Annotated in this window: 18 protein-coding genes and 1 tRNA gene; 12 read left to right on the top strand and 7 right to left on the bottom strand. The window is 54.4% G+C overall.

What is annotated here, in order from left to right; translation table 11 throughout:
* Nucleotides 1-216: 216 nt before the first annotated feature.
* From CLV80_RS07830 to CLV80_RS07815, 4 genes are all read left to right on the top strand, one after another.
* Nucleotides 217-516, top strand: a complete 300-nt coding sequence (locus CLV80_RS07830) for a BufA1 family periplasmic bufferin-type metallophore (protein WP_106356644.1) — start codon at nucleotides 217-219, stop codon at nucleotides 514-516.
* A gap of 61 nt (nucleotides 517-577) precedes the next feature.
* Nucleotides 578-1,432: an MNIO family bufferin maturase gene (bufB, locus tag CLV80_RS07825; RefSeq protein ID WP_106356642.1), complete on the top strand. Its 855-nt coding sequence runs from the start codon at nucleotides 578-580 to the stop codon at nucleotides 1,430-1,432.
* A complete protein-coding gene (locus CLV80_RS07820) occupies nucleotides 1,429-2,160 on the top strand; it encodes an HvfC/BufC N-terminal domain-containing protein (protein WP_106356640.1) in 732 nt (243 codons plus the stop codon). The genes bufB and CLV80_RS07820 overlap by 4 nt, the downstream gene beginning before the upstream one ends.
* An 11-nt stretch (nucleotides 2,161-2,171) precedes the next feature.
* Nucleotides 2,172-2,723, top strand: coding sequence for a DoxX family protein (locus tag CLV80_RS07815; protein WP_106356638.1), 552 nt, complete (start codon nucleotides 2,172-2,174; stop codon nucleotides 2,721-2,723).
* Here CLV80_RS07815 and CLV80_RS07810 read toward each other — a convergent pair.
* A complete protein-coding gene (locus CLV80_RS07810; protein ID WP_106356636.1) occupies nucleotides 2,707-3,075 on the bottom strand; it encodes a hypothetical protein in 369 nt (122 codons plus the stop codon). The two genes, CLV80_RS07815 and CLV80_RS07810, sit on opposite strands and share 17 nt — an antisense overlap.
* 43 nt (nucleotides 3,076-3,118) lie before the next feature.
* Nucleotides 3,119-3,448, bottom strand: a complete 330-nt coding sequence (locus tag CLV80_RS07805; RefSeq protein ID WP_106356634.1) for an arsenate reductase family protein — start codon at nucleotides 3,446-3,448, stop codon at nucleotides 3,119-3,121.
* Between the two features lie 141 nt (nucleotides 3,449-3,589).
* Here CLV80_RS07805 and CLV80_RS07800 point away from each other — a divergent pair, with 141 nt between their 5' ends.
* Nucleotides 3,590-3,796, top strand: coding sequence for a cold-shock protein (locus tag CLV80_RS07800; RefSeq protein WP_106356632.1), 207 nt, complete (start codon nucleotides 3,590-3,592; stop codon nucleotides 3,794-3,796).
* Between the two features lie 5 nt (nucleotides 3,797-3,801).
* On the opposite strand, the gene CLV80_RS18450 is transcribed toward CLV80_RS07800, so the two are convergent.
* From CLV80_RS18450 to thyX, 4 genes are all read right to left on the bottom strand, one after another.
* Entirely contained in the window at nucleotides 3,802-3,951 is a 150-nt protein-coding gene (locus CLV80_RS18450; protein WP_162617542.1) for a hypothetical protein, read from the bottom strand.
* Nucleotides 3,952-4,274: 323 nt separating this feature from the next.
* Nucleotides 4,275-4,598 (bottom strand): arsenate reductase family protein, encoded by a 324-nt coding sequence (locus tag CLV80_RS07795; protein ID WP_106356630.1) that lies wholly within the window; start codon nucleotides 4,596-4,598, stop codon nucleotides 4,275-4,277.
* Nucleotides 4,599-4,841: 243 nt separating this feature from the next.
* Nucleotides 4,842-5,837, bottom strand: coding sequence for a type I restriction endonuclease (locus CLV80_RS07790; protein ID WP_243394468.1), 996 nt, complete (start codon nucleotides 5,835-5,837; stop codon nucleotides 4,842-4,844).
* Between the two features lie 41 nt (nucleotides 5,838-5,878).
* Nucleotides 5,879-6,787 carry an FAD-dependent thymidylate synthase gene (gene thyX / locus CLV80_RS07785; protein WP_106356628.1) on the bottom strand — a complete coding sequence of 303 codons (909 nt, stop codon included), beginning with the start codon at nucleotides 6,785-6,787 and terminating at the stop codon, nucleotides 5,879-5,881.
* Between the two features lie 136 nt (nucleotides 6,788-6,923).
* Between thyX and CLV80_RS07780 the strand changes: the two genes are divergently transcribed.
* Entirely contained in the window at nucleotides 6,924-8,294 is a 1,371-nt protein-coding gene (locus CLV80_RS07780; RefSeq protein ID WP_106356626.1) for a surface lipoprotein assembly modifier, read from the top strand.
* A 23-nt stretch (nucleotides 8,295-8,317) separates the two neighbouring features.
* Here the strand turns inward: CLV80_RS07780 and CLV80_RS07775 are convergent.
* Nucleotides 8,318-8,392, bottom strand: a tRNA-Thr gene (locus CLV80_RS07775).
* Nucleotides 8,393-8,479: 87 nt separating this feature from the next.
* Here CLV80_RS07775 and CLV80_RS18445 point away from each other — a divergent pair.
* From CLV80_RS18445 to CLV80_RS07745, 6 genes are all read left to right on the top strand, one after another.
* On the top strand, nucleotides 8,480-8,629 hold the full coding sequence (locus tag CLV80_RS18445) for a hypothetical protein (protein ID WP_165793346.1): 150 nt from the start codon (nucleotides 8,480-8,482) through the stop codon (nucleotides 8,627-8,629).
* A gap of 6 nt (nucleotides 8,630-8,635) precedes the next feature.
* On the top strand, nucleotides 8,636-9,901 hold the full coding sequence (gene murA / locus CLV80_RS07765; RefSeq protein WP_106356621.1) for a UDP-N-acetylglucosamine 1-carboxyvinyltransferase: 1,266 nt from the start codon (nucleotides 8,636-8,638) through the stop codon (nucleotides 9,899-9,901).
* Nucleotides 9,901-10,374 carry a DUF2948 family protein gene (locus CLV80_RS07760; RefSeq protein ID WP_106356619.1) on the top strand — a complete coding sequence of 158 codons (474 nt, stop codon included), beginning with the start codon at nucleotides 9,901-9,903 and terminating at the stop codon, nucleotides 10,372-10,374. The genes murA and CLV80_RS07760 overlap by 1 nt, the downstream gene beginning before the upstream one ends.
* Before the next feature lie 61 nt (nucleotides 10,375-10,435).
* Nucleotides 10,436-11,746: a histidinol dehydrogenase gene (gene hisD / locus CLV80_RS07755; protein ID WP_106356616.1), complete on the top strand. Its 1,311-nt coding sequence runs from the start codon at nucleotides 10,436-10,438 to the stop codon at nucleotides 11,744-11,746.
* On the top strand, nucleotides 11,743-12,222 hold the full coding sequence (locus tag CLV80_RS07750) for a UPF0262 family protein (protein WP_106356614.1): 480 nt from the start codon (nucleotides 11,743-11,745) through the stop codon (nucleotides 12,220-12,222). Before hisD ends, CLV80_RS07750 begins: the two co-directional genes overlap by 4 nt.
* A 1-nt stretch (nucleotide 12,223) precedes the next feature.
* Nucleotides 12,224-12,712 carry an arsenate-mycothiol transferase ArsC gene (locus tag CLV80_RS07745; RefSeq protein WP_106356611.1) on the top strand — a complete coding sequence of 163 codons (489 nt, stop codon included), beginning with the start codon at nucleotides 12,224-12,226 and terminating at the stop codon, nucleotides 12,710-12,712.
* Nucleotides 12,713-12,781: the final 69 nt, after the last annotated feature.

Here is a 12,781-nt window from a genome sequence, read left to right as displayed (position 1 = left end):
TAACAAACCCGCCGCGCATTACGCCCGGCGGGTTCTTTTTTTGTCAAAATCTGCGGTGCGACAGGGCGTCGCGGCAGAATAACGGTGTTCACACGACCTCACGGAAACGCGATGCACGCGGCTGTGAATAGAAAACCAGCAATTGGACCGATTAACATTTAGGCATCGCCGCTGATAGGCGACGCAAAAATTTGATCCAATTGAAGGAAGCCTTCCATGTCCAACACAAAAAAATCACTTGTTCTTGCTACTGCTGTTGCGTCTGCTGTTGCTGGTCTAGCAACGACTGCACACGCTGCTGACGAAAAATGCTATGGCGTTTCACTTGCCGGCGAAAACGACTGTGCGGCTGGCCCAGGTACAAGCTGTGCGGGCACATCTTCTGTTGATTATCAGGGCAACGCTTGGTCACTGGTTCCAGAAGGCACATGCACAACTATGGAACTGCCAGCGATGGCTGACGGCACAGAGCGCATGGGTTCACTAGAAGCGCTAGAGCGCGACATCCCTGCATAAGCCCAAAATATGGTAAGGTGGGTTTGCGCCCACCTTACACCCGTCCTGACAGGAGCCTGCCATGTTTGATGTGTCCCGCGATGCCCCGTTACCCCCACTTCCCGGTGTTGGCTACAAGCCACAGCATTACGCTGACATAATCAAAAACCCTGACCCTATTGGCTGGCTCGAAATTCACGCTGAAAACTATATGGGTGGCGGCGGACGCCCCATCGCCCAGTTGCGCCACCTTGCCGAACGCTTTCCGATTTCGGTTCATGGTGTCGGCCTATCTATCGGCTCTGAGGGTGATCTTGATCCCGAACACCTTGCCCGGCTCAAGCATCTTGTTGATTGGCTGAACCCTGCCAGCTTTTCTGAGCACCTCGCGTGGTCTACCCACGACAGTCATTTCCTGAACGACCTGTTACCCCTGCCTTATACCGAAACAACGCTTGCGCAGGTGGCAAGCCACATTACCCAAGTCCAAGAAACACTTGGCCGTCAGATGCTATTAGAAAACCCATCCAGCTATCTGGCCTTTGCGGAATCCACGTTGTCCGAAACCGAATTCCTACGCGAGATCGTCGCGCGCACCGGCTGTGGCCTGCTGCTTGACGTGAACAACGTCTTCGTCAGCGCGACAAACCTGAAAACATCCCCCCAAGCCTATATCGACGCCTTCCCATTAGAGGCCGTCGGCGAATTGCACCTTGGCGGCCATGACGAGGACGAAGATGAAACTGGCGCGCCACTACTGATCGACAGTCACGGCAAGCCAATCGTCGATCCGGTTTGGGCGCTGCTGGATTACACGCTTGAACGGTCTGGCCCAAAGCCGCTGTTGATCGAATGGGATAACGACGTGCCCGATTGGGCCACCTTGGCAGAAGAAGCCACCCGCGCTGTAACTGCGCTGACAAAGGTCGCGGCATGAAAGTGAACCAAGCCGCGTTTCAGGCCGGGCTGTTTGATCCTGCAGCGCCTGCCCCGACTGGGCTGCAAAACCCCGACGGCGCACCCGCAACAAAACGTTTCGATGTCTATCGCAACAATGTCGCCGTCAGCCTGTCTGACGCGTTAGAGACCGCATTCCCCGTTATTCACAAATTAGTCGGCGATCAGTTCTTTCGTGCGATGGCTGGCGTCTATCTGCGCAAACACCCACCGAGCTCTCCGTTGATGATGTTCTACGGGGAAAAGATGCCGCAGTTCCTGCGCCGTTTTCCACCTGCACAAAGCCTGCCGTATCTACCTGACATCGCGAAGCTGGAACTGGCTATGCGCCGGGCATATCACGCCGCAGATACGAAAGCGGTCGACCCTCAGGCGCTCGCCGCGCTCGCACCCGATACGTTGCTTGCATCGCGCTTACGCCTTGCGCCTTCGATACAAGTGCTAACCTCTGACTATCCAATCCACGGTATATACCGTGCGAATACAACCAATGACGCGCCCAAACCCGTGATGCAGCCCGAGGCTGTTCTGATTACCCGGCCCGGCTTTGACCCGCAGATCAATCTTATCGACGGGAGCAGTGCGAACTGTATCAAAGCGTTGATGGATAACACACCACTGGGCGAAACACTGACCGACGACCGATTGGATCTGGGTGCGACGCTATCAATCTTACTAGGCCAATCCGCCATTACCGAAATTCACTGAAAGGCGCAGACATGCAACTCCCCCCATTCATTACCCGGAGCGTCGATCAGTTGAACCGTTTAGGTGATCAGGCCCTTCCCCTGCTTGCGCGATTTGTCTTTGCGGCTGTTCTGCTGATGTATTTCTGGAATTCAGGCCTGACCAAATTAGGTGACGGGATATTTGGCTTCTTATCGCCTTCGTCAGGCGCATACGTCCAAATTTTCCCCCGCGCGATGGAGGCGGCAGGCTATGATACGTCGCAGCTATCGTTTTTTCACTGGGCGGTTGTCACGGCAGGCACATTGGCCGAGTTCATCTTGCCCCTTCTCATCGTCATCGGTTTTTTGACGCGGCTTGCAGCACTGGGGATGATCGGGTTTGTCGTTGTGCAATCGCTGACGGACCTATTCGGTCACGGGGGGATCGCACATGAAGGAACTTTGGGTGCCTGGTTTGATCGCGTGCCAGATGGGCTTATCTTGGATCAACGCGCGTTTTGGGTGCTCTGTCTGGCAACACTTGTGTTCAAAGGGGCCGGCGCATTATCCGCCGACCGCTTGCTATTCAAAAATGCGCCTTAGGCTCATCCGGTTTGCCAGCTGCGATAGCCAACACGCCACCTAGCCCTGCAAATCCAATTGGGAACATGGTCGCCACGTTAAAACCAAAGGCCGCATAGATACATATCGCGGATAGGATCATTAGCCCACCACCCCAAAGGGCGCGCGCCTTGGCCATCGCGCCACCGGCGATAGCCAGCAACGGTGCCATGAAGCTCGCGAAGCGGATAAAGCTAGGGTTATCGAAAAAGCCTAACAGCTCGCCCACTTGCGAATGGCGTTCGGTCAATTCGGCATAGCCATAGCCAAACAGGCCAACGAAAATACCCATGATGCCTGCAATCAGACCAAGGGTGAGTGCGGCATTGCGCATCTGTGTCTCCTTACTGCTCGGACGTCACATAAACACCCGTTGGCTATTCGCCAAGGTGTACGGCCTGTGCGTCAGCCTTCCAACCGATCGTCCATTGACCATCGGCCTCGATCACGGGGCGCTTCATCAATGTTGGATGCGCCGCCAATAACGCAGCAGGATCACCGGCCTTTTCCTCATCAGACAAACCACGCCATGTTGTCGAAGCGCGGTTGATCGCTTTGTCACCAAACTGGGCAATAATCTGGGCGCGATCCGCGTCTGATACGCCATCAGCGCGGACATCGATCACCTCTGGGCTATGCCCTGCTGCCTGTAGTGCTTTTAATGCTTTGCGACACGTATCGCATGATTTTAGACCGAAAAAACGCATAACGCCTCCTGATTGAGCAATTCGCAACCTTTCGCCAATCAGACGAAGTGTCACTTGCATTTTGCATAGAACACCTAACTCTAGAGAGACAAGGCTTGGGTGCGCTCACTCAAGTAAAGACGACGAAACGGAGGAATACTCATGCCAAGCGGCACTGTAAAATGGTTCAACACGACCAAAGGGTTTGGATTTATTGCACCAGATGAAGGCGGATCGGACGTGTTCGTCCATATTTCAGCCGTCGAACAAGCAGGCCTGACAGGGCTCGCCGACAACGAAAAGGTTACCTTCGATTTGATCGAAGGACGGGACGGCCGCAAGATGGCCGGGAACTTAGCGCAGGGTTAACCGCGTTAAGCTGCAATCTTTAGCTTGGCCCGCTCGATGTGGGCCTGGCCGTTTGCCAGACGGTCGCACGTGCGGGTCAAGCGGTCCACCAAATCCATGCGGATTGGCGAAAATGTGTCGCGTGGTGCAGTGTCGGTATTTGGTTGGGTATTCATATGTTCACTCATCACTAGACCTGGCTCTCTGTTGGTTGGCTGGGACGTATTTACAAAACCATACATATCGCAAAACAGCCCATATCTTATGGGGAAAAGCGGATAGGTTGCATCAAGTGACGCTAGGTCATGCGGCCTTGAGGTATGTAAAAGAGACCCATTCACAACCAGAAGAATCGCTCAACCTATACTTTGGGTAAGGGTGGTGAAAATACCGTCGTTGACCAACAGAATCAGTCAGAAACTTTATTTTCATGGTGAATCCGACCTAAATTCAGCACAACAACAGACAGAGATCGGCATATCTTTGCCGATCTGCAACCTTAGAGCCACGCCGCCTGGGCGTCGTTCCCCCAACCTAACGTCCACTGCGTTCCATCTGTGATGATGGGGCGGGCCATAAGCGCAGGTTGGGCCTCTAGCTGCGCATCTGCTTCGCTCTCGCGGAGCCACGCATTCAGGTTGCGGTAAGCCTGCGATTTACGGTCGATGATATTGTCGCCGAATTCCGTAATGAGCGGTGCCCACTCTGCTTCGGACAATGGATTGGCCCGGACATCACGAAAATCCACATCCCGCCCCGCAGCTTCAAGCGCCTTGATCGCGGCTTTGCAGTCGGAACAGGTGGGAAGGCCATAAAGGATCATGTGCTTGGGTCCGGTTTAGTTACAGGGCGACCTTAGCCGCGCAAGTAGTCATGCACAACATTAGCGGCGAAGCCTGCAGTCAATTTGGCGCGCTATCATTAGGGGAGCGTTCGGACCTCGGGGTGGGTGCGAAGCGCCCTCCCCATGGGGGAGGTCCGGGCGCTGCCCGGCGATGCCGGGCGGTACGATCACTCGTACTTCTGTACAGTTAGCTTTAACTGATCACCAAAATCTAGAATATCATCAAGATCTGCGATCGCGTTTTTTTTCTTCGCTCTCACCATGGAATAACCCAACATACTTTTGGGATCTGTTAAAATGCAGTCTAGCAATTGGTTTTCTGTTGTTATCGTCGAGCAAAACAGCGCAGTAAGATTTCGCATCGCGAATTACGATCCTAGTGGTGTCGACAGTTCCCCGCAAAATTGACTTAACTAGAAGATAGCCTTCGATTTCTTCTTCGGTCGTAACTATCTCTGAATCACCTGAAACTGATACATCTTCATTTTCAACGTCACTTTCGGGTTCCTCTAGCGCAGTGTTCAATCGAGCGCGAAGACGTTCGCGTATAATTTCTCTGAAAGCTGCTTTCGTTGCAGTAGTCAGCATTTCCTTCACTGAGGGGCTGAGTCTGCCTTCATATACCTCACTCCCAATCAGCTTTATCAATTCGTCACTTGGTTCGCTCATTTGCTGCGACAAAACTGGCTTAATCGCAGCAACGTACTTTAGACGCTCAGCTTGTGCTAAAATGTTATCAACATCGAACGCTGCTTTAGAAAACTTTGAAAGTTCATCCAGTGAGCTTTCATTGTAGTCCAGAATATCAAAGACAAAAAATGGTCGAGTGTCCAACCGGTTTGGTTGCTTTAGATCAGTATAAAATTGATATTTGTGACCGTTGGTTAAGACTGCAAAGCGAGCGTTAGTAACCGTAAAGTAGCGATAAAGCTGTGCGAGATGCTTATCTGTCAAAACCGTACTAAGACTTTTGCACTCTATTAGTATCGAGACTTCACCTTCACGAAGAATAGAATAGTCGACCTTTTCGCCCTTCTTACCAATTGTGTCGGCAGTGAATTCGGGAACGACTTCAGCAGGATTAAATACATCATAGCCAAGGGCTTGCAGAAAAGGCAGTACAACAGACGTTTTTACCGCCTCTTCCGTTTCGATAGTCGCTCCGTGATTATGAATTCGATTGGCTAATTGAGAAATAGCTTCGATTGAAACGCTCATGTCGGCTTCCTATTACTTTAGGTCGACCAACTAACGTGAAATCAACCATTCAAAATACTTTCAAACTCCCGCCATTCACCTTTGCTCATACCAGAGGTTTCCTGCGTGACTTTTTCACCCTTAAGCACACGGCGCACGCAGTCAATCGCCTTACCGGATAGGTTGGCTCCGCCCATGCGGTAGTCTTCGAATGCGGAATAGGCGGCGGGCACCCAGTCGGCGACGACGTTGCAGATCGCGTCGGCATAGACTCGGATTTCGTATTGTGCGTGTGCATCGGCACGGAGGCGCAGGAAGTGGAACAGGTTGTGCAGGTCGACCTTCCAGTACCACTGCGTATAGATGTTCGCTGGCAGGTTCATCCGCGCCAATTCACGGGCCAGCCCCTGCTGCCCTTCTTGGTCGATCATTTCTGCATAGTGGTCATAGCAACGCGCCGCGTCACCCTTGAGGTATTCCAGCACGCGTGCGGCTTCTTCGCCGGTGAGCGCTTCGCCCCTGCCCTGATTGTTGATCACAGATTGCGCGGCCAGCTTATCGGGTTCTGGGATATAGAATTCGCGATCTAGGATCGAATAACGCGCGGAGTATTCGTTAACGTTTGCCGTCCGGTGACGGATCCACTGACGCGCAACAAAGACGGGCAGTTTGACGTGCAGTTTGATTTCGCACATTTCAAACGGCGTCGAATGCCAGTGGCGCATCAGATAGCGGATCAGCCCTTCGTCGTTTTGCACGGATTTCGTGCCCTTACCGTAAGACACCCGTGCCGCCTGACAGATCGCCGCATCGTCGCCCATATAGTCGATTACCCGGATAAACCCGTGATCCAGCACGTCATGCGCTTTGTACAGGTGGTTCTCCATGCCTTCGGCCACGGCCCGCAAGGTCGGTTTCGCGTTTGCACGTAGTTCGTCGATTTCGGCCTGTTGTTCGGCGGTGATGGGCATATTTTTCTCCGGCTGCTAGATTCGCTTTGCGGTCACTATAGAGTGTCTGCCAGCCGCAGGCACCCAAGATGTTGCTGGTTGTGCCGATCTACCTATGGCAGTGTGCCCCAAAATCGACTTTTCGGAGACATCGCCGATGCAAGCGCGCGTTATAGCCTTCATTACATGCCTGATGGCGCAATCCGCTTTGGCGCAATCCACGGTCGACATTCCGATAGACCAAGCCCGTGCTATCGCTGCTCGCGCGGTGCGCTCTGGTGATGTTCAGCTTGCGCAAGAAATTGCCCGTCAATTGTTGTCCCAAGATCCGAATGATCGCACGGCGTTGCTTATTATTGCAGCCACCGCTTCGCAGTCCGAAAATCCTACCGAGGGTCGTACCGCTGGCGCCCGTGCCTGGCGATTGTCCCAGACAGACACCCAGAAATACGAAGCCGCACGGCTGACCGCGCTGGCCGCTGCCAAAGAAGAACGGTTTACACTTTCAACGTTTTGGCTGCGCCGGGCGTTAACCGTTGCCCCAAACGACGCAGAATATGCCCAGACCATCGCAGATGCCCGCATAATTAAACGGCGCAACCCGTGGTCGACGCATTTTGGGTTTTCTGTGGTTCCGTCAGACAACGTCAATGGTGGCGCTGAAGGCACGACCCTCACCGCGCCAGGAAACCCAACCGGTACGCTGTCAGACGACGCCCGCGCGCTTTCAGGAATACGCGCATCTTTCAGCCTTCGCACCCAATACCGCCTTCATGAAAATAAGAACAGTCGATCAACCGTTGGCCTTCAGTATAGCGGCGCACGCGTTCGGCTGACCGAGGACATCGACATCCCCGACGACGCGTTCGACACCAATTCAACGGAATTTAGCCTGCGCTATGATCGCGCCCTACCGCATGGAAACCTCGGTATAAATACGTCGGCGGGTGTCTCAGATTACCGCGAAGCCACAGCCGGCGACCAAGACGTCGAATTTCAAAAATACGACATCGGCCGCTTTGGGCTTAGCTATCAAACACCACTTGCAGATCGATCAAAGGTCGCGTTTGTCGCGCGAACAGAGCAGCTTAGTTATCTTGAGGAAACAATCGGTGACGTCCAGCGCAACACGCTAAGTATGTCTTATGTCCACGCGCTAAGCAGCGGTGATAGTTGGCACGTGTCAATTAGTGCGACTGATAGCGTGGGCGACAGTGTGAATTATACTTCGAACGCGATGACTGTTCAGGGGGGATACAACTGGAAAGACCCAATTGGCCCCGTAACCCTATCTGTTGGCGCTGGATATACGCGCACCGATTATCCGGATTACCGCCTTCTATATCCGGTAACTGGTGGGCGCAGCGATGATACGCTGTTTTATAACATCAAGGTTGGCTTTCCTGACGCAACTTACGCTGGCTTCACCCCCGGCCTCAGCCTGAACCGCAGCCTGTCGGACAGTAACGTCAGCCGATACACCCGCGACACCATCTCAGTTGGGATCACGCTGAACTCAGCATTTTAGAGTCAAAATAATATTTGAAGGGATGGTGCTGCGAGGGAGAATTGAACTCCCGACCTCGTCATTACCAATGACGCGCTCTACCACTGAGCTACCACAGCATCCGTGAGCCGGGGAATTAGACGCAAATGCGCGATGGTGCAAGCCCTGACTGGACGCTTTTTGCACATATTGCTAACAGGGCTGTCATGAGCGACAAACAAACCAAGAGTAGTAAGGGCAAGACTGCCACAAGCCGCGAAGATCGGCTAAAGGCGGCGCTCAAGGCAAATATGGCCAAGCGTAAGGCGCAGGCACGTGCTCGCGCTGCGGGTAGCGATAAAAAAGAGAAAGAGTAGGCAGGCATGGATTCGATTGTTGTCAAAGGCGGCAAACCCCTCAACGGAAAAATCCAGATTGCGGGTGCAAAGAACGCGGCGCTGACACTGATGCCTGCAACCTTGCTGTCAGAGGAACCGCTGACGCTGACAAACGCGCCACGCCTGTCGGACATTAAGACAATGACAGCACTATTGCAGTCTTTGGGTGTCGAAGTCACATCCATGCAAGGTGGCAAAGTGCAGGTTCTGTCATCGCATGACATGACATCGACGACTGCCGATTATGAAATCGTGCGCAAGATGCGCGCCTCGAACCTTGTTCTTGGTCCCCTGCTGGCCCGTCATCATCAGGCTGTTGTGTCCCTGCCCGGCGGCTGTGCGATTGGTGCACGCCCAATGGACATTCACGTCACCGCCCTTGAAGCGATGGGCGCAGAGATTGAATTGAAAGACGGCTATCTGCATGCAGTGGCCAAAGGTGGCCTGAAAGGTGCGCGCGTTCCGCTTCGCTTTGCATCCGTTGGCGCGACTGAAAACGTATTGATGGCCGCGACATTGGCCAAAGGCACCACGGTCATTGAAAACGCAGCCCGTGAACCTGAAATCGTTGACCTTGCGCATTGTTTGCGTCGCATGGGCGCCCAGATCGAAGGCGAAGGCACGAGCACGATCACCATCCAAGGTGTCGACAGCCTTGGCGCAGCGACCCACCCTGTGGTCACTGACCGGATCGAGCTTGGCACATATATGCTGGCCCCTGTCTTTGCAGGTGGTGAGGTGGAATGCCTTGGTGGCCGGATGGATTTGGTCACATCCTTCGTTGAAAAACTGGACGCCGCTGGTGTTGAGGTGACGGAAACCCCCGATGGCCTAAAGGTAAAACGCCGTGGCGACCGTGCGAATGCCGTTGATGTCACGACCGAAGTATTCCCCGGCTTCCCAACTGACCTTCAGGCGCAGATGATGGCGATGCTGTGTACAGCCGAAGGGACTTCTGTTCTTGAAGAGAAAATCTTTGAAAACCGCTTTATGCACGCCCCAGAACTGATCCGCATGGGCGCAAACATCGAAGTACACGGCGGCACCGCAACCGTGCATGGTGTTGAGCGCCTCAAAGGTGCACGCGTTATGGCGACCGATTTGCGCGCCTCTGTTTCACTGATTCTGGCGGGCCTTGCCTCCGAAGGCGAAACTGTCGTCAGTCGCGTCTATCACCTTGATCGCGGCTATGAGCACGTCGAAGAAAAGCTGGGCGCGATTGGCGCACAAATTGAACGGGTATCTGAATAATGACCGAAGACGCACGTTTCGAAGATGGCAAAGAGGCCCCGCTGCGCCTCAAAGCACTGGATGCCGACGACCTGACAGTGATCGCAGCACTGGTCCAAGACGCCGTATTCCCAGCGTCTGAAATGCGCTGGGATCGCAAGGCGCGTCGCTTTGCCTTGCTGCTGAACCGTTACCGCTGGGAGGACGCTGAAAATTCAGTGCGTCACGGCCACGAACGGGTCCAAGCTGTTCTCGCTTTCGAAGACGTGATGCGCGTCCAAAGCCAAGGGGTAGACAAATCCGATCCTGAGATGGTGTTTTCACTGCTGTCCATCAGCTTTACCCCCGGTGAAGATGGTGCAGGTCGCGTTGAGCTAACACTGGCGGGCGATGGCGCCATCGCGTTCGAGGTCGAAGCGCTTGAGGTTATCTTGCGCGATGTGACCCGCCCCTACGTCGCCCCATCAGGCAAGGCTCCAACCCATCCAGAGTGATAGAATGGCGCATTGATGCGCGTCGCGAGGGCGGCTATGTCCTGCGCTGAAGGAGTGCCCTATGCCACAGTTTCTAAACACATCTGATGCCGATTTCGAAAGCCGCTTTATCGCCCTATTGGGTGCAAAGCGCGAAGACAGCCCAGATGTCGATCATATCGTGGCAGATATCATCGCTGACGTGCGTGCGCGTGGCGATGCGGCGGTGTTGGAACTGACGGCCAAATTTGACCGCCTAGAACTTTCGCCTGAAACTATGCGGTTTTCAGCGGCCGAGATCGAAGCAGAATGCGCAAAGGTCAGTGACGCAGATCGCGAAGCGTTGGAATTGGCCGCAGAACGGATTCGCGCGTACCACGCCCGGCAAATGCCCGCAGACGATATGTGGACAGACGGCACGGGCGCGACCTTGGGTTGGCGCTGGACCCCCGTGTCAGCTGCAGGGCTATATGTGCCGGGCGGTTTGGCATCTTACCCGTCATCTGTCTTGATGAACGCGATCCCGGCAAAAGTTGCAGGCGTCGGCCGTTTGGCTATCGTCGTGCCAACACCGGACGGTGTAACCAACCCCCTAGTTCTGATGGCTGCAAAGATCGCTGGCGTTGACGAAATCTATCGCATTGGCGGAGCGCAGGCCGTGGCTGCATTGGCCTATGGCACCGATACAATCGCGCCTGTTGATAAAATCACGGGGCCCGGCAACGCATTTGTTGCAGCCGCCAAGCGCCGGGTCTTTGGTAAGGTCGGCATCGACATGATCGCTGGCCCTTCGGAAATCTTGGTGATCGCTGATAAAGACAACGATCCCGACTGGATCGCGCTCGACCTACTAAGCCAAGCAGAGCACGACGAAAGCGCACAATCGCTGTTGATTGCAGACGACGCTGATTTCGGTCAGGCCGTGGTAGCTGCAGTTGAAAAGCGGCTAGAAACGCTGGAACGTCGCGAAATTGCGGGTGCCAGCTGGCGTGATTTTGGTGCGGTCATTACTGTGGCGAACATGGACGAAGCCGTCGCCCTGTCTGATCGCATCGCGCCCGAACACCTAGAGCTATGTACAGCAGATGCTGAAAAATTGGCCGATCAGGTGACGCACGCTGGCGCGATCTTTATCGGGGGTTGGACACCCGAAGCGATTGGTGACTACATTGGGGGACCGAACCACGTTCTGCCCACGGCACGTTCTGCTCGTTTCTCAAGTGGATTATCCGTCATGGATTTCATCAAACGCACGACCCTATCACGCATGACCCCAGAAGCGTTGGCCGCAATTGGCCCAGCCGCCGAACGGCTCGCCAAATCCGAAAGCCTAGAGGCGCACGGGCTATCTGTTCGCGCGCGTTTGGATCGTCTGAATGCAGGTGAACCATGAGCAAAATCAGCCACATCACAATAGACGACAGCGGCCTGCCCGCGCCCACGCCCGAGATCGAACAAGAGCGCAAAGTCGCGATGTTTGATCTGCTTGAAGATAACAGCTTTGACCTGCCCGCCCGCGAAGGCCGCGAAGTGCCGCCGGGGCCGTATCGGCTTGGCCTGTCTATTCGCGAACGCCGCCTCGTGTTTGACATCCAAACTGACGACGAAAGCCCAGCAGGTGAATTCCACCTTTCGCTTGGTCCGTTTCGCCAAGTCGTCAAAGATTATTTTCAAATCTGCGAAAGCTATTTCGACGCCGTCAAAACACTGCCCCCCAGCCAGATCGAAACCATCGATATGGCGCGGCGCGGCATTCACAACGAAGGTGCCCGCGTCCTGCAAGAGCGCCTAGAAGGCAAAGCCGACGTCGACACCGACACCGCGCGCCGCCTATTCACCCTTATTTGCGTTCTTCATTTTGGTGGCTGAATTGGTGGACGGCGACAAATTCGAGCCTCTACCGCAGTCTGTACTGTTTTGCTGCGACTATAATTCCGTGCGGTCCCCCATGGCCGAAGGAATCATGAAAAGCCTTTATGGCAAAGACTGTTACATCCAATCAGTCGGCGTAAAGAATGACCTTGAAATCGACGGTTTCGCCGTCGCCGTCTGCGCCGAAATCGGGGTCGAACTATCGCGCCACCGGTCCCGCACATTCGACGAAATGGAAGAATGGGGCGACGATCTGTCTTCGTTTGACCTTGTCCTCGCGCTTTCCCCCGCAAGCCAACGCCGGGCGCTTGATTTGACCCAGTTTTATCACATCGAAGTCGAATACTGGCCGATCCTTGACCCAACGGGCATTGGCGATGACCGTGAGGCACGACTTGAAATGTACCGTCAGGCACGCGACCAAATCAAAGGCCGACTGATCAAACGCTGGGGTCCGGGCAAGGTCAAAGCCGCTTCTAGCGCTTAAATTGATCTAAATTTAACATCAAAACCGTCACATTCGTGGCGTCGCGCTGATTAGGCCTTGAAAATTGAT

This window comes from Yoonia maritima (assembly GCF_003003285.1).
Taxonomy (GTDB): domain Bacteria; phylum Pseudomonadota; class Alphaproteobacteria; order Rhodobacterales; family Rhodobacteraceae; genus Yoonia; species Yoonia maritima.
Note: the sequence above shows the minus strand (reverse complement) of the source record. Positions and strands in the feature narration are given on the sequence as shown.

Excerpts from the sequence above, each read along its gene's own strand:
- CLV80_RS07830 (WP_106356644.1), top strand. The coding sequence starts at position 217 with ATGTCCAACACAAAAAAATCACTTGTTCTTGCTACTGCTGTTGCGTCT.
- bufB (WP_106356642.1), top strand. The coding sequence starts at position 578 with ATGTTTGATGTGTCCCGCGATGCCCCGTTACCCCCACTTCCCGGTGTT.
- CLV80_RS07820 (WP_106356640.1), top strand. The coding sequence starts at position 1,429 with ATGAAAGTGAACCAAGCCGCGTTTCAGGCCGGGCTGTTTGATCCTGCA.
- CLV80_RS07815 (WP_106356638.1), top strand. The coding sequence starts at position 2,172 with ATGCAACTCCCCCCATTCATTACCCGGAGCGTCGATCAGTTGAACCGT.
- CLV80_RS07810 (WP_106356636.1), bottom strand. The coding sequence starts at position 3,075 with ATGCGCAATGCCGCACTCACCCTTGGTCTGATTGCAGGCATCATGGGT.
- CLV80_RS07805 (WP_106356634.1), bottom strand. The coding sequence starts at position 3,448 with ATGCGTTTTTTCGGTCTAAAATCATGCGATACGTGTCGCAAAGCATTA.
- CLV80_RS07800 (WP_106356632.1), top strand. The coding sequence starts at position 3,590 with ATGCCAAGCGGCACTGTAAAATGGTTCAACACGACCAAAGGGTTTGGA.
- CLV80_RS18450 (WP_162617542.1), bottom strand. The coding sequence starts at position 3,951 with ATGAATACCCAACCAAATACCGACACTGCACCACGCGACACATTTTCG.
- CLV80_RS07795 (WP_106356630.1), bottom strand. The coding sequence starts at position 4,598 with ATGATCCTTTATGGCCTTCCCACCTGTTCCGACTGCAAAGCCGCGATC.
- CLV80_RS07790 (WP_243394468.1), bottom strand. The coding sequence starts at position 5,837 with ATGAGCGTTTCAATCGAAGCTATTTCTCAATTAGCCAATCGAATTCAT.
- thyX (WP_106356628.1), bottom strand. The coding sequence starts at position 6,787 with ATGCCCATCACCGCCGAACAACAGGCCGAAATCGACGAACTACGTGCA.
- CLV80_RS07780 (WP_106356626.1), top strand. The coding sequence starts at position 6,924 with ATGCAAGCGCGCGTTATAGCCTTCATTACATGCCTGATGGCGCAATCC.
- CLV80_RS18445 (WP_165793346.1), top strand. The coding sequence starts at position 8,480 with ATGAGCGACAAACAAACCAAGAGTAGTAAGGGCAAGACTGCCACAAGC.
- murA (WP_106356621.1), top strand. The coding sequence starts at position 8,636 with ATGGATTCGATTGTTGTCAAAGGCGGCAAACCCCTCAACGGAAAAATC.
- CLV80_RS07760 (WP_106356619.1), top strand. The coding sequence starts at position 9,901 with ATGACCGAAGACGCACGTTTCGAAGATGGCAAAGAGGCCCCGCTGCGC.
- hisD (WP_106356616.1), top strand. The coding sequence starts at position 10,436 with ATGCCACAGTTTCTAAACACATCTGATGCCGATTTCGAAAGCCGCTTT.
- CLV80_RS07750 (WP_106356614.1), top strand. The coding sequence starts at position 11,743 with ATGAGCAAAATCAGCCACATCACAATAGACGACAGCGGCCTGCCCGCG.